The 17,774-nt window shown below is 60.6% G+C and carries 15 protein-coding genes; 11 read left to right on the top strand and 4 right to left on the bottom strand.

Features of this window, described 5'->3' with window-relative positions; genetic code table 11:
- Nucleotides 1-26: 26 nt before the first annotated feature.
- The 3 genes from QR290_RS22865 to gap all read right to left on the bottom strand — a co-directional run bounded on the left by QR290_RS22865 (nucleotide 27) and on the right by gap (nucleotide 2,741).
- Nucleotides 27-992, bottom strand: coding sequence for a FecR family protein (locus tag QR290_RS22865; RefSeq protein ID WP_273899299.1), 966 nt, complete (start codon nucleotides 990-992; stop codon nucleotides 27-29).
- A gap of 124 nt (nucleotides 993-1,116) precedes the next feature.
- On the bottom strand, nucleotides 1,117-1,635 hold the full coding sequence (locus QR290_RS22860) for an RNA polymerase sigma factor (RefSeq protein WP_007951175.1): 519 nt from the start codon (nucleotides 1,633-1,635) through the stop codon (nucleotides 1,117-1,119).
- 104 nt (nucleotides 1,636-1,739) lie between these two features.
- Nucleotides 1,740-2,741, bottom strand: a complete 1,002-nt coding sequence (gene gap / locus QR290_RS22855) for a type I glyceraldehyde-3-phosphate dehydrogenase (RefSeq protein ID WP_007951174.1) — start codon at nucleotides 2,739-2,741, stop codon at nucleotides 1,740-1,742.
- Nucleotides 2,742-2,962: 221 nt separating this feature from the next.
- Here gap and edd point away from each other — a divergent pair, with 221 nt between their 5' ends.
- The 11 genes from edd (at nucleotide 2,963) to QR290_RS22800 (ending at nucleotide 16,455) form a co-directional block, all read left to right on the top strand.
- Nucleotides 2,963-4,789 (top strand): phosphogluconate dehydratase, encoded by a 1,827-nt coding sequence (edd, locus tag QR290_RS22850; protein ID WP_011335614.1) that lies wholly within the window; start codon nucleotides 2,963-2,965, stop codon nucleotides 4,787-4,789.
- Nucleotides 4,786-5,742 carry a glucokinase gene (locus tag QR290_RS22845; RefSeq protein WP_289203672.1) on the top strand — a complete coding sequence of 319 codons (957 nt, stop codon included), beginning with the start codon at nucleotides 4,786-4,788 and terminating at the stop codon, nucleotides 5,740-5,742. The genes edd and QR290_RS22845 overlap by 4 nt, the downstream gene beginning before the upstream one ends.
- A 79-nt stretch (nucleotides 5,743-5,821) precedes the next feature.
- Nucleotides 5,822-6,553 carry a response regulator gene (locus tag QR290_RS22840; protein ID WP_085697149.1) on the top strand — a complete coding sequence of 244 codons (732 nt, stop codon included), beginning with the start codon at nucleotides 5,822-5,824 and terminating at the stop codon, nucleotides 6,551-6,553.
- A gap of 31 nt (nucleotides 6,554-6,584) precedes the next feature.
- The gene (locus QR290_RS22835) at nucleotides 6,585-8,012 is read left to right on the top strand and encodes an ATP-binding protein (RefSeq protein ID WP_162803872.1); all 1,428 of its coding nucleotides are present in this window, start codon (nucleotides 6,585-6,587) and stop codon (nucleotides 8,010-8,012) included.
- A 310-nt stretch (nucleotides 8,013-8,322) separates the two neighbouring features.
- The gene (locus QR290_RS22830; RefSeq protein ID WP_289203671.1) at nucleotides 8,323-9,582 is read left to right on the top strand and encodes a D-mannose isomerase; all 1,260 of its coding nucleotides are present in this window, start codon (nucleotides 8,323-8,325) and stop codon (nucleotides 9,580-9,582) included.
- Nucleotides 9,583-9,700: 118 nt separating this feature from the next.
- Nucleotides 9,701-11,002 carry an ABC transporter substrate-binding protein gene (locus QR290_RS22825; protein WP_115078965.1) on the top strand — a complete coding sequence of 434 codons (1,302 nt, stop codon included), beginning with the start codon at nucleotides 9,701-9,703 and terminating at the stop codon, nucleotides 11,000-11,002.
- Nucleotides 11,003-11,095: 93 nt separating this feature from the next.
- Entirely contained in the window at nucleotides 11,096-12,004 is a 909-nt protein-coding gene (locus QR290_RS22820; RefSeq protein ID WP_085697145.1) for a carbohydrate ABC transporter permease, read from the top strand.
- A complete protein-coding gene (locus QR290_RS22815; protein ID WP_007951164.1) occupies nucleotides 11,997-12,842 on the top strand; it encodes a carbohydrate ABC transporter permease in 846 nt (281 codons plus the stop codon). The genes QR290_RS22820 and QR290_RS22815 overlap by 8 nt, the downstream gene beginning before the upstream one ends.
- A gap of 2 nt (nucleotides 12,843-12,844) precedes the next feature.
- Nucleotides 12,845-14,005, top strand: a complete 1,161-nt coding sequence (locus tag QR290_RS22810) for an ABC transporter ATP-binding protein (protein WP_289203670.1) — start codon at nucleotides 12,845-12,847, stop codon at nucleotides 14,003-14,005.
- A gap of 132 nt (nucleotides 14,006-14,137) precedes the next feature.
- Nucleotides 14,138-15,484, top strand: a complete 1,347-nt coding sequence (locus tag QR290_RS22805) for a carbohydrate porin (RefSeq protein WP_289203669.1) — start codon at nucleotides 14,138-14,140, stop codon at nucleotides 15,482-15,484.
- Nucleotides 15,485-15,600: 116 nt separating this feature from the next.
- Nucleotides 15,601-16,455 (top strand): D-hexose-6-phosphate mutarotase, encoded by an 855-nt coding sequence (locus QR290_RS22800; RefSeq protein ID WP_115078962.1) that lies wholly within the window; start codon nucleotides 15,601-15,603, stop codon nucleotides 16,453-16,455.
- A 235-nt stretch (nucleotides 16,456-16,690) separates the two neighbouring features.
- Here QR290_RS22800 and QR290_RS22795 read toward each other — a convergent pair whose 3' ends face one another.
- Nucleotides 16,691-17,551 carry a MurR/RpiR family transcriptional regulator gene (locus tag QR290_RS22795; RefSeq protein WP_169842436.1) on the bottom strand — a complete coding sequence of 287 codons (861 nt, stop codon included), beginning with the start codon at nucleotides 17,549-17,551 and terminating at the stop codon, nucleotides 16,691-16,693.
- Between the last annotated feature and the right edge of the window lie 223 nt (nucleotides 17,552-17,774).

Raw genomic sequence — 17,774 nt, 5'->3', positions numbered from 1 at the left:
GGCTATCGAGTAAAAATAATTCTCATTTAGTTCAAAATCACCAGCGCCGGGAATTCCTGAAGCTTGGCCGAGGTGATGTGAGCGAGCGAACGCACCACGTCCAGCGGCTGGTCGAGACGGTAATTGCCAGTGACGGCGACGTCGGCCAACTGCTCGTTGGTGTTGATGATGAAGCCCGGGTAGTAGCGGCGCAGTTCGGCCAGCACCTGGTTCAGCGGGCAGTTCTCGAAGATCAGCCGACCCTGCACCCAGGCCAGATCGGTGGCGGCGTCGACCTTGGCCGGGCGGTCGAAACCGTTCGGGCCGATGCGGATGCTTTCCCCGGCGGACAGCCGCACCCGCGCATCGTCACGGGTCGCACGCAGATCGACATCGCCGCGCTGTACCCGCACCTGCGCCACGCCGTCCAGATAACGCACGGCGAATGCGGTGTCGCGCACGCTGGCTTTCACCGGACCGGCATCGATTTCCAGCGGTTGGCTGCGGCTGGCCGGGATCTCGAAAAACGCTTCGCCCTGATACAACCGTGCGACTCGCTGCTGATCGTTGATCGTGCTGGAGAACGCGGAATTGGTGTTGAGCAGGACTTTCGAACCGTCTTCAAGCTGCAAGCGCTGACGCTCGCCGACCACGGTCAGGTGATCGGCCTGCAAACGCATCGGCAGGTTGCTGAAACTGAACAGCCCGAGCAGCAGAACGGCGGCGGTGGCCAGCGGTTTCCAGTGCGGACGCAGGCGAGTGAGGACAGTGACTTTCTTCGGTTTGGCCGCAAGGTTCTGCGCGCACTGGGCGATCTGCGGACCGTCCCAGATTGCCTGGGCCTTGGCGAACGCCTCGGCATTCAACGGATCGGCCGCCAGCCATGCGTGAAATTGCCGGGTCTGCTCCTCGTCCGGACTGCCGAGCACGATGAGCCAGTCCAGAGCCTGGTCCATTGCGCTTGCGGCGTCCTGCGCCGATGAAGGCGAAGGGGAGCGGTGGGTGTCCGTCACGGTGTTTCCTCGGCAGTGTCTGTGCACGGCTGTTTTTTTAGTGAAGCGTAAAAGTCGGGCAAGGGTAACAAAGCCCGATGATCAGTGCAGTCGATCCTGAGGTTTACAGAAAAGCCCTACGGCATCAGTCGCCATTCAAACGTTCGGCGACACCGATGCAGATGGTCATGATCAATTTGAGTTCTTTCTGCACCGTACTGAGAGAAACGCTCAGCTCTTCGGCGATTTCCTGATAGCTGTGCCCGTGCAGGCGGCTGAGGATGAAGATTTGCTGCTGACGGGGGCTGAGTTCACCGAGGCTCACGTTCAGGCGCTCCAGCAATTGTTCGGCGTGGGCGGCGTCTTCGGCGCTGCTGGCGGGGGCGGCGACGCTGTGCACCACGTCCTGCGGCACGTCGTCGACCATGGTGCGCGAATGAATCTTGCGCGCACGCAAATGGTCCAGCGCCAGGTTGCGCGCGGTCTGGAAGACAAAGGGTTCAAGGTGATCGATGGCCCGTTCACTCAGCGCCCGGGTGACGCGCAGGTAGGTTTCCTGCAACAGGTCTTCGGCGGTGCTGTGGTTATTGACCATCCGTTCCAGGGTCCGCAGCAGCGAAGTTCGCTGGGCGAGGAAGACGTGATTGAAGTGTGATTGACTCACGGGAAGACCTGATCCATTTCGAGCGAATGATAATGCTTATCATCCGCCCGAGTGGTCAAGTGTTGATTTCAGATTGAAATCGAAACCTGTGGGGGGTAGGCGTTTTATTCCGCGTTGCACAGCGCCAGGCAGTTATCGAGCATACGGTTGGAGAAGCCCCACTCATTGTCGTACCAGGCCAGCACTTTCAGCAGTTTGCCGCTGGATTTTGTGTGGTTGGCGTCGAAGATCGACGACAGCGGGTTGTGGTTGAAATCGCTCGATACCAGCGGCAGGGTGTTGTAGCCGAGGATCTTCGAATGCTGGCTCGCGGCTTTCATCAGGGCGTTGACTTCATCGGCCGAAGCTTCGCGCTTCAACTGCACGGTCAGGTCCACCAGCGACACATTGATCACCGGCACGCGCACGGCCATGCCGGTCAGCTTGCCCGCCAGTTCCGGCAGCACCAGACCCACGGCTTCGGCAGCGCCGGTCTTGCTCGGAATCATGTTCTGGGTGGCGGAGCGCGCGCGGTACGGGTCGGTGTGATAGACGTCAGTCAGGTTCTGGTCGTTGGTGTAGGCGTGAATAGTGGTCATCAGACCGCTTTCGATGCCCAGCTCGCGATGCAGCACCTGGGCCACCGGGGCCAGGCAGTTGGTGGTGCACGACGCGTTGGAAATGATCTGGTGCGACTGGCGCAGAATGTCGTGGTTCACGCCATATACGACGGTGGCATCGGCGCCTTTGGCCGGGGCCGAGATAATCACTTTGCGTGCGCCGGCGGTAATATGCGCAGCGGCTTTGGCCCGGTCGGTGAACAGACCGGTGCATTCGAACACCACATCAATCTTTTCCGCGGCCCAGGGCAGGTCGGCCGGGTTGCGGATGGCGCTTACCGAAATGCGGTCACCGTTGACGGTCAGACTCTCGTTGTCATGCGCAACTTCAGCATCGAATGTGCCGTGAACGGTATCGTATTTGAGCAGATGCGCATTGATCGCGCTGTCGCCCAGATCGTTGATGGCGACGATCTGCAAATCCTGACGATAGCCTTGGGTATACAGTGCGCGCAGGACATTACGGCCGATGCGGCCAAAACCATTGATTGCGATTCGAAGAGTCATTGAGCAGCGCCGCCGTCGTTTTGTTGTTGGAATTACAAGATTATTCGCATAAAAATAGAAAACAAGCCTTTTTAGTGGCAATATTTTGTTTTATCTACAACGAGTGACCTGAATCAACTGGTCCGAATGATCAAGAAAACCGCCCGTCATCCCATGCGTGCGGGCTCTTTGATCAGCATAGACAATCAGGTCGCCACATCCGTTAGCCTGGAGTTCTACACATGCATCCCCGCGTTCTTGAGGTCACCGAACGGCTTATCGCCCGCAGCCGCGCCACGCGTCAGGCTTACCTTGCGCTGATTCGCGGCGCTGCAACTGACGGGCCGATGCGCGGCAAACTGCAATGCGCCAACTTCGCCCACGGCGTGGCCGGGTGTGGCAGCGAAGACAAGCACAGCCTGCGGATGATGAACTCGGCGAACATCGCAATTGTTTCGTCATATAACGACATGCTCTCGGCGCATCAGCCGTACGAAGTCTTCCCGGAGCAGATCAAGAACGCCCTGCGCGAAATCGGCTCGGTCGGCCAGTTCGCCGGCGGCACGCCTGCCATGTGCGACGGCGTGACTCAGGGCGAGCCGGGCATGGAGCTGAGCCTGCCGAGCCGCGAAGTGATCGCGATGTCGACGGCGGTGGCGCTCTCCCACAACATGTTCGACGGCGCGCTGATGCTCGGCATCTGCGACAAGATCGTCCCGGGCCTGATGATGGGCTCCCTGCGTTTCGGTCACCTGCCGACGATTTTCGTGCCGGGCGGGCCGATGGTCTCGGGGATTTCCAACAAGGAAAAAGCCGACGTGCGGCAGAAGTACGCCGAAGGCAAGGCGACCCGCGAAGAGCTGCTGGAATCGGAGATGAAGTCCTACCACAGCCCCGGTACCTGCACGTTCTACGGCACCGCCAACACCAACCAGTTGCTGATGGAAGTCATGGGCCTGCACTTGCCGGGCGCGTCGTTCGTCAACCCGAACACGCCCTTGCGCGAGGCCCTGACCCGCGAAGCCGCGCATCAGGTCACCCGCCTGACCAAACAGAACGGCAACTTCCTGCCAATCGGCGAAATCGTCGACGAGAAGGCGCTGGTCAACTCGATCGTCGCGCTGCACGCCACCGGCGGTTCGACCAACCACACCCTGCACATGCCGGCCATCGCCATGGCGGCGGGCATTCAACTGACCTGGCAGGACATGGCCGACCTCTCCGAAGTCGTGCCGACCCTGAGCCACGTCTATCCGAACGGCAAGGCTGACATCAACCACTTCCAGGCAGCGGGCGGCATGTCGTTCCTGATCCGCGAACTGCTCGAAGCCGGCCTGCTGCACGAAGACGTCAACACCGTGCTCGGCCATGGCCTGAGCCAGTACACCAAGGAGCCGTTCCTCGATAACGGCAAACTGGTGTGGCGCGAAGGCCCGACCGAAAGCCTTGATGAAAACATCCTGCGTCCGGTGGCTCGTGCGTTCTCGGCAGAGGGCGGCTTGCGCGTGATGGAAGGCAACCTCGGTCGCGGCGTGATGAAGGTGTCTGCCGTGGCGCTGGAAAACCAGATCGTCGAGGCACCGGCCATGGTGTTCCAGGATCAGCAGGATCTGGCCGATGCCTTCAAGGCCGGCTTGCTTGAAAAAGATTTCGTCGCAGTGATGCGCTTCCAGGGCCCGCGCTCCAACGGCATGCCGGAGCTGCACAAGATGACGCCGTTCCTCGGCGTGCTGCAGGATCGCGGCTTCAAGGTTGCGCTGGTGACTGACGGGCGCATGTCCGGCGCGTCTGGGAAAATCCCGGCGGCGATTCACGTCAGCCCCGAGGCTTATGTCGGCGGAGCTTTGGCGCGCGTGCAAGAGGGCGATATCATCCGCGTCGATGGCGTCAAAGGCACTTTGGAACTCAAGGTGGACGCCGCCGAATTTGCAGCGCGCGAACCCGCCAAAGGCCTGTTGGGCAACAACATCGGCAGCGGTCGCGAACTGTTTGGCTTTATGCGTTTGGCCTTCAGCTCGGCGGAGCAGGGCGCCAGCGCCTTCACTTCTGCCCTGGAGACGCTTAATTGAAACTGGCTTTGGTCGGTGACATCGGAGGCACCAACGCGCGGTTCGCGTTGTGGAAAGATCAGCAGCTCGAATCGGTTCAGGTGCTGGCCACGGCCGACCATGCCAGCCCTGAAGAGGCGATCAGCCTCTACCTGAGCGGGCTCGGTCTGGCGCCGGGCGCCATCGGTTCGGTGTGCCTGTCGGTGGCGGGGCCGGTGAGCGGTGATGAATTCAAGTTCACCAACAACCACTGGCGCCTGAGCCGCAAGGCGTTCTGCCAGACCTTGCAGGTCGAGCAGTTGTTGTTGGTCAACGACTTCTCGGCGATGGCGCTGGGCATGACCCGTTTGCAGCCCGGCGAATTCCGCGTGGTCTGCGAAGGCATGCCGGAGCCATTGCGCCCGGCAGTGGTGATCGGCCCGGGCACTGGTTTGGGCGTCGGCACCTTGCTTGATCTCGGTGAAGGGCGGTTCGCCGCGTTGCCGGGAGAGGGCGGCCACGTCGATCTGCCGCTGAGCAGTCCGCGTGAAACCCAGCTCTGGCAGCACATCCACAACGAAATCGGCCACGTCAGCGCGGAAACCGCGTTGAGCGGCGGCGGCTTGCCGCGGGTCTACCGGGCGATCTGCGCGGTGGACGGACATGAACCCAAACTCGATACGCCGGAAGCCATTACTGCGGCAGGTCTTGCAGGCGACCCGATTGCCCTGGAAGTGCTGGAGCAGTTCTGCTGCTGGCTCGGTCGCGTGGCCGGCAACAACGTGCTGACCACCGGTGGCCGTGGCGGGGTGTACATCGTGGGTGGCGTGATTCCGCGTTTCGCCGATTTCTTCCTCGAAAGCGGTTTCGCCCGCAGCTTCGCCGACAAGGGCTGCATGAGCGATTACTTCAAGGGGATTCCGGTGTGGCTGGTGACGGCGCCTTACTCGGGTCTCGTCGGTGCAGGAGTGGCGCTCGAACAATCCGGTAAATGATCATTCCCACGCCGAGCGTGGGAACCCTCGACACATCAGGCATAATCCGCCCAATTCCAACAACAAGGATGCCTTCGAAGTGAGCTCAGTCAACAAGTCGATTTTGTTGGTCGATGACGACCAGGAGATACGCGAGTTGCTGGAAACCTACCTGACCCGCGCGGGTTTTCAGGTACGGGCCACGGCGGATGGCGCCGGTTTTCGTCAGGCGCTGAACGAAGCGCCGAGCGATCTGGTGATCCTCGATGTGATGCTGCCCGATGAAGACGGCTTCAGCCTGTGTCGCTGGGTGCGCCAGCATCCGCGTCAGGCCCAGGTGCCGATCATCATGCTCACCGCCAGTTCCGACGAGGCCGACCGGGTCATCGGCCTGGAGCTCGGCGCCGACGATTACCTCGGCAAACCTTTCAGCCCCCGCGAACTTCAAGCCCGAATCAAGGCCCTGCTGCGTCGTGCCCAGTTCGGTCAGGAACGCGGCGGCAGTGAAGTGCTGGCGTTCGATGAATGGCGGCTGGACATGGTCAGTCATCGACTGTTTCACACCGACGGCGAGGAAGTGATTCTGTCCGGCGCCGACTTCGCCCTGCTCAAACTGTTCCTCGATCACCCCCAGGAAATCCTCGACCGCGACACCATCGGCAACGCCACCCGTGGCCGCGACCTGATGCCCCTCGACCGCATCGTCGACATGGCCGTCAGCCGCCTGCGCCAGCGTCTGCGCGACACTGAAAAACCGCCGCGCCTGATTCGCACCGTACGTGGCAGCGGCTACCAGCTGGCAGCCAATGTGGTTGCCGGCAATGGTCACTGAGTTCCTGCGCACCACCGCGCGTAAAGTGCCGATGCCGCGTTCGCTGCTTGGGCGGATGCTGCTGCTGACATTGCTCGCGGTGTTGTTCGCCCAGACGCTGTCCAGCGTGATCTGGGTTTCCCAATTGCGCGCGACTCAGCTCGAAGGGCTGGTCACCAGCGCCCGCAGCCTCGCCCATTCGATGACCGCCAGCGTCAGTTACTTCCGCTCGTTGCCGGTGGCCTATCGACCGCTGGTGCTCGATCAATTGCGGAGCATGGGCGGCACGCGTTTTGTGGTGACGCTGAATGACAAACCGCTGGGCATGGAAGTGCTGCCGGTGACGCCGCGCAAGGCGGCGGTGCTGAAAGCGGTGGATGAAGTGCTGCGCCAGTCGCTGGGCCAGGACACCGACATTCTGGTGACCTTCGTCAGCCCCGATGACCTGCGGATCTTCAATGCCGGGTTGAAACTCGATGAGTTGCCACGTTCCTGGGCGCATTACGCGTTGACCCTGGAACCGGTGAATCCGCCCGTGCTGGTGACCCAGATTCAGTTGGCGCCCGGTGAGTGGCTGTACATCGCCTCGCTGCTGCCCGAGCCCTACACCAGTCTTGAAGAGCAGGGCCTGCCGACCCAGCAGGTGTGGTTCATTGTGTTCACCAGCGGATTTCTGTTGTTGTTCATCGGCCTGCTGGTGCACTGGCAGAGCCGCCCGCTCAAGCGTCTGGCGCGGGCAGCGCGGGACTTGTCGCTGGGCGCCGACGTCGAGCCGGTGGCTGAGGGCGGCGGCAGCGAAGTGGTGGAAGTGGGCCGCGCTTTCAACACCATGCGCGAGCGTATCAGCCGTTATCTGACCGAACGCAGTCAGCTGTTCAGTGCGATTTCCCATGACCTGCGTACACCGATCACCCGTCTGCGTCTGCGGGTTGAACTGCTGGAAGATGAAACGCTGCAAACCAAGTTCGGCCGCGACCTGGATGAGCTGGAGTTGCTGGTCAAAGGCGCGCTGCAATGCGTGAAAGACACCGACATCCACGAGAACATCGAGCCGGTGGACCTGAACCATGTGCTCGACTGCCTGGTGGAACCGTATCTGGCGCCCAACGGCAACGGCCGCGTCACCCAGCAGGGGCGAGCGCTGGCGGCGTATCCGGGCAAGCCATTGGCGCTCAAGCGCTGCATCGGCAATTTGATCGACAACGCGTTGAAGTACGGGCAGAACGCCCATCTGCATATCGATGATGATGAGAGCGCATTTGTGCTGCATGTCGACGATGAAGGGCCGGGCGTGCCGGAGCAGCGGCTGGAGCAGGTGTTCGAACCGCACTTCCGGTTGGCGGGGCAGCAGCAGGGGTATGGGCTGGGGTTGGGGATTGCCCGCAACATTGCCCATAGCCATGGGGGAGAGGTGACGTTGCAGAATCTGCGTGAGGGTGGATTACGCGTGACCCTGCAATTGCCGCGCTCGGCGGACTGAGTCAAAAGCTTGCCCTCACCCTAGCCCTCCCGAAACGTCGGACCGCCCGTAGGGAGAGGGGACCGACCGAGGTGTCTGGCGTCATACATCGACCTGAAAGACCTTATCGATTATGGATTCAAAGCGAATCGTTCAGGTCGGCGTACCTCTGCAATATCACTCGGTCAGCTCCCTCTCCCTCCGGGAGAGGGCTGGGGTGAGGGCTGGCTCTTTGTCACGACTCAGTGACAAAACCTGCCCCCTTCGTTACAAGCCAACCCCGGCCCGTTGTTTAGACTCCCCGCAGTCATAACAACAAAAAAGGCCACCCATGGATCACTTCAATCCGGGCTTCAGCAGTTGGCTGAATGCCCCTGCCCACCAGCAATGGCTCGCCGATGAAGGCCTGCGCCTGCTGGCGTTCGCCAAGGCTTCGCGGTTGCCCGAAGGCTTCGGCAATCTCGATGAGCGCGGTCAGCTTCAGGCCGGCGCGCAAGCCGAAACCATGAACACCGCGCGCATGACCCACAGTTTCGCCATGGCCCACATTCAGGGCCTGCCGGGGTTCGCCGAGCTGGTCGATCACGGCATTGCGGCCCTGCGCGGCCCGTTGCGCGATGCGCTGCACGGCGGCTGGTTTGCCGTCGCTGAACACCGTGACGGCAACACCGGCAAGAATGCTTATCTGCATGCTTTCGTCGCCCTGGCAGCGAGTTCGGCGGTGGTTGCGCAACGCCCCGGTGCTCAGGCGTTGCTGGATGACGCCATCGACATCATCGACACCTATTTCTGGAGCGAAGAAGAGGGCGCCATGCGCGAATTCTTCAATCGCGACTGGCGCGAAGAAGAAGCCTATCGCGGCGCCAACAGCAACATGCACGCCACCGAAGCCTTCCTTGCGCTGGCCGATGTCACCGAAGACCCGCGCTGGCTGGTCCGCGCGCAACGCATTGTCGAGCGGGTGATTCACGGTCACGCCGCTGCCAACGATTATCTGGTGATCGAGCATTTCGACCGCGACTGGCAGCCGCTGCGCGAATACAACCATGACAATCCCGCCGACGGTTTCCGTCCCTACGGCACCACGCCGGGCCACGGTTTCGAGTGGGCGCGGCTGTTGCTGCACCTCGAAGCTGCGCGGGTCCAGGCCGGCATGCTCACCCCCGGCTGGCTGGCCACTGACGCGCAAAAGCTGTTCGAGAACAACTGCCGTTATGGCTGGGACGTCGATGGTGCGCCGGGCATCGTTTACACCCTCGACTGGAACAACAAAGCCGTCGTCCGCCATCGCCTGCACTGGACTCACGCCGAGGCCAGCGCTGCCGCCAGTGCCTTGCTCAAACGCACCGGCGATGCGCAGTACGAAACCTGGTATCGCTTGTTCTGGGAATTTTGCGAAACGCATTTCATCGACCGCTGCGACGGCAGCTGGCATCACGAACTTGATCCGCAAAACCGCCCGAGTGCCGATATCTGGGCGGGCAAACCGGATCTGTACCACGCCTGGCAGGCCGTTCTGATTCCGCGTCTGCCGCTGGCGCCGAGCATGGCCAGTGCTCTGGCACAACTATCCCGAAGCGTTCCTGTGTAACCATGTGGTGACATTCGCGCGTCCCTTCGTTACCTGCGAGGGGAAACGCTCTGTTTAAACTCGTGTGCAGCGCAAGCACCAGACTTGCATGCATAACAACAAGAAAGGTACATCTCAGATGAATGCGATTTCTCGCCTCGCTACTGTCATTTCTGTCGCCTCCCTGTTCCCGCTCGCTGTGCTGCCCCTGAGTGTTTCCGCTGCCGAATCCAAAGGTTCGGTGGAAGTCGTGCATTGGTGGACGTCCGGTGGCGAAAAAGCTGCCGTCGATGTGCTCAAGGCACAAGTCGAGAAAGACGGTTTCACCTGGAAAGACGGCGCTGTCGCCGGCGGTGGCGGCGCGACTGCCATGACCGTGCTGAAAAGCCGCGCAGTAGCCGGCAACCCGCCGGGCGTTGCCCAGATCAAAGGCCCGGACATCCAGGAATGGGCGTCGACCGGTCTGCTCGACACGGACGTGCTGAAGGACGTTTCCAAGTCCGAGAAGTGGGACAGCCTGCTCGACAAGAAAGTCTCCGACACCGTGAAGTTCGAAGGTGATTACGTGGCTGTGCCGGTGAACATTCACCGCGTGAACTGGCTGTGGATCAACCCGGAAGTCTTCAAGAAAGCCGGTATCGAAAAAGCCCCGACCACCCTCGAAGAGTTCTACGCCGCCGGCGACAAGCTGAAAGCGGCGGGCTTCATCCCGCTGGCTCACGGTGGTCAGCCATGGCAGGACAGCACCGTGTTCGAAGCGGTCGTGCTGTCGGTGATGGGCGTTGATGGTTACAAGAAAGCCCTGGTCGATCTGGACAACGCTGCCCTGACCGGCCCGGAAATGGTCAAGGCTCTGACCGAGCTGAAGAAAGTCGCGACCTACATGGACGTCGACGGCAAAGGTCAGGACTGGAACCTGGAAGCGGCCAAGGTCATCAACGGCAAGGCCGGCATGCAGATCATGGGTGACTGGGCCAAGTCCGAATGGACCGCCGCCAAGAAAGTCGCCGGCAAGGACTACGAGTGCGTAGCCTTCCCGGGCACCGACAAGGCGTTCACCTACAACATCGACTCGCTGGCCGTGTTCAAGCAGAAGGACGCGGGCACCGCGGCCGGTCAGCAGGACATCGCCAAGGTCGTGCTGGGTGAAAACTTCCAGAAAGTCTTCAGCATCAACAAGGGCTCGATCCCGGTGCGTAACGACATGCTCGCCGACATGGGCAAGTACGGTTTTGACTCCTGCGCCCAGACCGCTGCCAAAGACTTCCTGGCAGACGCCAAGAACGGCGGCCTGCAACCGAGCATGGCGCACAACATGGCGACCACGCTGGCCGTGCAGGGTGCGTTCTTTGATGTCGTGACCAACTACATCAACGACCCGAAAGCCGACCCGGCCGACGCTGCCAAGAAACTCGGCACTGCCATCAAGGCTGCCAAGTAACACCAGCGTAGAGCAACTGCCAGCTTCAGGTCGCGCATCGGCCTGAAGCCTGCAGCTTGCAGCGGTCCTTCATCTTCTTTACTGGATCTTCCCATGAGTTCTGTTGCTGTGTTCAGCAAGGCCTCGCCATTCGACGCATTGCAGCGCTGGCTACCGAAACTGGTGCTGGCGCCGAGCATGTTCATCGTTCTGGTGGGCTTCTATGGCTATATCCTCTGGACGTTTGTCCTGTCGTTCACCACGTCGACTTTCCTGCCGAACTACAAATGGGCAGGCCTGGCGCAATACGCGCGGTTGTTCGACAACGACCGCTGGTGGGTGGCGAGCAAGAACCTGGCCGTGTTCGGCGGCATGTTCATCGGCATCACCCTGGTAATCGGCGTGACACTGGCGATTTTCCTCGACCAGAAAATCCGTCGCGAAGGTTTTATTCGCACCATTTACCTGTACCCGATGGCGCTCTCGATGATCGTCACCGGTACTGCGTGGAAATGGCTGCTCAACCCGGGCATGGGCCTGGACAAATTGCTGCGGGACTGGGGCTGGGAAGGCTTTCGTCTCGACTGGCTGATCGACCCGGATCGCGTGGTGTACTGCCTGGTGATCGCGGCGGTCTGGCAAGCCTCGGGCTTCATCATGGCGATGTTCCTCGCCGGTCTGCGTGGCGTTGATCAATCGATCATTCGTGCTGCCCAGATCGACGGCGCGAGCATGCCGCGCATCTACTGGAAAGTGGTGCTGCCAAGCCTGCGTCCGGTGTTCTTCAGTGCGGTGATGATCCTGGCGCACATCGCGATCAAGAGCTTCGACCTGGTGGCGGCCATGACGGCCGGCGGCCCGGGTTATTCCTCCGATTTGCCGGCGATGTTCATGTACTCGTTCACCTTCAGTCGTGGACAGATGGGCATGGGTTCGGCCAGTGCAATCCTGATGCTCGGTGCGATCCTCGCGATCATCGTGCCTTACCTGTACTCCGAGCTGAGGACCAAGCGTCATGACTAGTCTCGCCTCCAAACCGGCCATCAGCCTGAGTCGCATCGCGATCTACGCGGTGCTGATCCTTGCGGTCCTGCTGTATCTGGTACCGCTGGTGGTCATGCTGCTGACCAGCTTCAAGACCCCGGAAGACATCTCCACCGGCAACCTGCTGAGCTGGCCGACCGTGGTCAGCGGCATCGGCTGGGTGAAAGCCTGGGCCACCGTTGACGGCTACTTCTGGAACTCGATCAAGATCACCGTTCCTGCCGTGATCATCTCCACCGCCATCGGTGCGTTGAACGGTTATGTGCTGTCGTTCTGGCGCTTCCGCGGTTCGCAGCTGTTCTTCGGTTTGTTGTTGTTCGGCTGCTTCCTGCCGTTCCAGACCGTGCTGCTGCCGGCGTCGTTCACCCTCGGCAAGATGGGCCTGGCGAGCACCACCACGGGCCTTGTGTTCATCCATGTGGTCTACGGCCTGGCGTTCACCACGCTGTTCTTCCGTAACTACTACGTGAGCATTCCGGATGCGCTGATCAAGGCGGCGCGTCTCGATGGTGCGGGTTTCTTCACGATCTTCCGCCAGATCATCCTGCCGATGTCCACCCCGATCATCATGGTCTGCCTGATCTGGCAGTTCACCCAGATCTGGAACGACTTCCTGTTCGGCGTGGTGTTCTCCAGCGGTGATTCGCAACCGATCACGGTGGCGCTGAACAACCTGGTCAACACCAGCACCGGGGCCAAGGAATACAACGTGGATATGGCGGCGGCGATGATCGCCGGGCTGCCGACCCTGCTGGTCTATGTGGTCGCAGGCAAGTATTTCGTGCGCGGGCTGACGGCCGGCGCAGTCAAGGGGTAATCATGGCTACGCTCGAACTTCGCAATGTAAACAAGACCTACGGTGCCGGCCTGCCGGACACCCTGAAGAACATCGAATTGTCGATCAAGGACGGTGAGTTCCTGATCCTCGTCGGGCCTTCGGGCTGCGGCAAGTCGACCCTGATGAACTGCATCGCCGGCCTGGAAACCATCACCGGCGGCGCAATCATGATCGGTGACCAGGACGTCAGCCGCATGAGCCCGAAAGATCGCGACATCGCCATGGTGTTCCAGTCCTACGCGCTGTACCCGACCATGAGCGTGCGCGAGAACATCGAGTTCGGTCTGAAGATTCGCAAGATGAGCCAATCGGCGATCGACGAAGAAGTTGCCCGCGTGGCCAAGCTGCTGCAGATCGAGCACCTGCTCAATCGCAAGCCGGGCCAGCTCTCCGGCGGTCAGCAACAGCGCGTGGCGATGGGTCGTGCCCTGGCGCGTCGGCCGAAGATCTATCTGTTCGACGAACCGCTGTCCAACCTCGACGCCAAGCTGCGCGTCGAGATGCGCACCGAAATGAAACTGATGCACCAGCGCCTGAAAACCACCACGGTCTACGTGACCCACGACCAGATCGAAGCAATGACCCTGGGTGACAAAGTGGCGGTGATGAAGGACGGGATCATCCAGCAGTTCGGCACGCCGAAAGAGATCTACAACGATCCGGCCAACCTGTTCGTGGCGAGCTTCATCGGTTCGCCGCCGATGAACTTCATCCCGCTGCGTCTGCAACGCAAGGACGGTCGTCTGGTGGCGCTGCTCGACAGCGGCCAGGCCCGTTGCGAATTGCCGATGGCGATGCAGGACGCCGGTCTTGAAGACCGCGAAGTGATCCTCGGCCTGCGCCCGGAGCAGATCGCTCTGGCCAACGGCGAGGGCAATGGCCTGCCGAGCATCAAGGCTGAAGTGCAGGTCACCGAGCCGACCGGTCCGGACACCCTGGTGTTCGTCAATCTCAACGACACCAAGGTCTGCTGCCGTCTGGCGCCGGACGTGGCGCCGCAGGTGGGCGAAACCCTGACCCTGCAATTCGATCCGTCGAAAGTGCTGCTGTTCGACGCCAAATCCGGCGAGCGCCTGGGGGTTGCGGGCCTGCCGAAAACCGAATCGCACAGCGCCAACGTGGCCCAGTTCAAGGGGCGCTGATCAACAAATGCGGGAGCGGGCTCGCCCGTTTCCGCAGGGAGCACGCGGTGCGTGGCCTGTCGCGCGCCGCATCAGATGTAAACCGCGTTAGATAAGAAGAACAGTTAATAACAATAAAACGAGGATGTAGGGATGAAGAAGAACAACAACGCTCAGCGTATCGGTCAGTTGTCGGCGATTGCGGCAATGATGCTGGCCGGTAGCGTCCACGCGGCTGACGCGTTCAGCTCCGATTCGGAGTGGATGACCGGGGACTGGGGTGGCGAACGTACCAAGCTGATCGAGCAGGGTATCGACATCAAGATGGACTACGTCGGTGAAGTGGGCGGCAACCTGCACGGCGGTTACAACGACGACAAGACAGCGCGTTACGCCGACCAGTTCGGTCTGGGCGTGGCGCTGGATCTGCAAAAACTGTGGGGCTGGGACAACACCCAGGCCAAGGTCCAGTTCACCAACCGTAACGGCTACAACATTTCCAACGACCGCGTTGGCGATCCACGTGCCGGCACCCTGAGCTCCTCGCAGGAAGTTTACGGTCGTGGGCACATGGTGCGTCTGACCCAGTTGTGGATCAAACACCAGTTCTTCGACAACAAGCTCGACGTCAAGGCCGGTTACTTCGGCGAAGGTGAAGACTTCAACACCTTCCCGTGCGATTTCCAGAACCTGGCGTTCTGCGGTTCGCAAGTGGGTAACTGGGCGACCAACATCTGGTACAACTGGCCGGTCAGCCAAGCGGCCATTCGCGTCAAATACAACATCAACGACGAGCTCTACGCGCAGATCGGTGCTTACAACCAGAACCCGTCGCAGCTGGAACACGGCAACGGCTTCAAGCTGAGCGGCAGCGGCACCAAAGGCACCGTGTTGCCAGTGGAACTGGTCTGGTCGCCTAACCCGAACAGCCTGCCGGGCGAATACCGTGTCGGTTACTACAAGAGCACGGCCGATGCCGACGACGTTCGCGAAGACGTCAACGGTTTCGACGCGGCGACCACCGGTGATGCCTACCGCACCCACAGCAGCAAGCACGGTTACTGGTTCGTTGCGCAACAGCAACTCACCAGCCACAACGGTGACAAGAGCCGTGGTCTGAGCATCGCTGCCAACGCCACGTTCCACGACAAGGACACTAACTTCATCGACAACTACCAGTCCGTGATGTTTGTGTACAAAGGCCCGTTCGACGCACGTCCGAAAGATGACGTTGGTATCGGTGCGGCACGTATTCACGTCAACAATGACGTGAAGAAAAACGCCGAGCTGCTCAACGTCGCCAACGGTGTTTCGGACTACGACAATCCGGTGTTCTCGCCGATTCGTGAAACCGAATACAACTACGAGATCAACTACGGCTTCCACGTGACCAACTGGCTGACCGTACGCCCGAACCTGCAATACATCACTCATCCGGGCGGTGTGGATGAAGTGGATAACGCTTTGGTCGCTGGCCTGAAAATTCAGTCTACGTTCTAACGCGTCTGCGATAAGCTCCTCTCTATGTGCGCATATTTGCGGACAGCCCAGGCTGTCCGCTTTTTTTTGGAAAGGGGTGTCGCAGCCCATGAAAGTTGAATCTGGAACCGTGGCCCATGCATGAGCATCCGCTGCAACGCTTCTTCAAATCCCTGCGCGAACGACCGGTGTTCGCCTGGGAGCGCTATCAGATGCGCGATGTGCTGGTGATCGATCATCCGCTGTGTCAGGCGGTGTTCAGTCGTCAGGGTGCGCAGTTGCTGCACTTTCAGCCGCGCGGGCAGAAACCGTGGTTGTGGTGTGCGGCGAAGTGGCCGCATGTCGGCGCGATTCGCGGCGGCGTGCCGGTGTGCTGGCCGTGGTATGGCCGTCACCCGAGCGAAAACGCGTGGCCATCCCATGGCTGGGCGCGCCTGCTGGACTGGAAACTGCTCGACAGCAGCACCGGCGATGACGGCGTGCGCCTGCATTGGCAATTGCAGTTGTGCGACTGGCAGGTGGACCTGCACGCGCACCTCGGTGAACGCATGGAACTGCGCCTGAGCACCGAGCATCAGGACGACATGCCGTGCCAGTTGAGCCAGGCTTTGCATGCTTACTGGCGTATTGGCGACGTGAGTGAGATAGCGCTGTCTGGGCTCGAAGGGGCGCAGGGTTACGATCAATTGAACCGTGAGATTTGTCAGCAGGAAGGCGAGTTGCGGGTCGATGGTGGCTGTCAGCGAGTGTTCCAGCACGATGGCGAATTGCAGCTCAAGGATCACGCCTGGCAGCGTGAATTGTGCATCGATACCGGTGACAGCGCGGACACGGTGGTGTGGCATCCGGGAGCACGGCCGTTGTTGGGCGTGAGCTGGGATGAGATTTCGGAATTTGTCTGTGTTGAAGCGGCGGCGGGTGGCACCGACAGCCTGCATCTGGCGCCGGGGGAGAAGGCGCATTTGAGTTTGCAGGCTTGGGCTGGGGTTTGAGTGTGTCAGTCCCGCCGCTGCCCTCACCCTAACCCTCTCCCGGGGGGAGAGGGGACTGACCGAGTTGGATTGGATATTTACACCGACTTGCGACTACAGCGGTGATCTTGGCTTGGCCAAGCCAGAGGAAACATTGATCGTTCAGGTCGATGTAACTTTTGAGGGCAACACCGTCGGCCCCCTCTCCCTCCGGGAGAGGGCTGGGGTGAGGGTTGGCTTTTAAGCTTTTAACGCCTCAGTTGAACTCGTCACCCACCGGATACCGGCTCGCATTCAAACTCTCTTTGATCTTGCGCAAATGCGGCTGGAAATCCACCCCGCGACGCAACGTCATCCCCGTCGCCAGCACATCCAGCACCGTCAACTGAATGATCCGCGAAGTCATCGGCATATAGATGTCAGTGTCTTCCGGCAACGGAATGTTCAGGCTCAGCGTACTGGCCTTGGCCAGCGGCGAATTCTCTGCCGTCAGGCCCAGTACCGAAGCGCCGTTCTCGCGGGCGATGCGCGCCACTTCCACCAGCTCGCGGGTGCGCCCGGTGTAGGAGATGATCACGAACAGCTCGCCGGTGTGCGCCACCGAAGCAATCATCCGTTGCATCAGCACATCGGCGTGGGCGGTGACCGCCAGGTTGAAGCGGAAGAACTTGTGCTGCGCATCCAAAGCCACTGGAGCGGAGGCGCCGAGGCCGAAGAAGTGGATCTGACGGGCCTGGATCAACAGGTCGACGGCGCGGCTGATCAGGTTCGGGTCCAGCGCCTGGCAAGCGCTGTCCAAAGACGCGATCGCACTGCCGAAAATCTTCTGGGTGTATGCCTCGGGATTGTCGTCGGCTTCTACTGCACGACTGACATACGCCGCGCCGCTGGCCAGGCTCTGGGCCAGTTGCAGCTTGAGTTCGGGATAGCCGCTGACGCCGAACGAACGGCAGAAACGGTTGACCGTCGGTTCACTGACCGACGCCGCCTGGGCGAGGGCGGCGATGCTGAAGCGGGTGGCCTGCTGTGGGTTGAGCAGGATCACTTCGGCGACTTTGCGTTCGGCCTTGTTCAGCTCTTCAAGGCGACTCTGGATCTGTTCCAGTAAATTTCGCACGCGGTCCATAAGAATTCCTAGATTCACCGGCGCCGATAAGCGCGCGGCTATGCAAATTGGGCCTTTGATGTGGCCCGTGACGGTGGCCTATCCTACTGATGGCTCCGACCGACCACCACTCGGAATCTGTATTTTGCGAAAATGTTGTGTTTATTACTACATTTTCCCTTGAGTGATGCCTTGAAAAAAGGTATTTGTAGCTTAACTTGATAAAAGAACAAAC

The sequence above is a fragment of the Pseudomonas fluorescens genome (genome assembly GCF_030344995.1).
Lineage (GTDB): Bacteria > Pseudomonadota > Gammaproteobacteria > Pseudomonadales > Pseudomonadaceae > Aquipseudomonas > Aquipseudomonas fluorescens_BF.
Note: the sequence above shows the minus strand (reverse complement) of the source record. Positions and strands in the feature narration are given on the sequence as shown.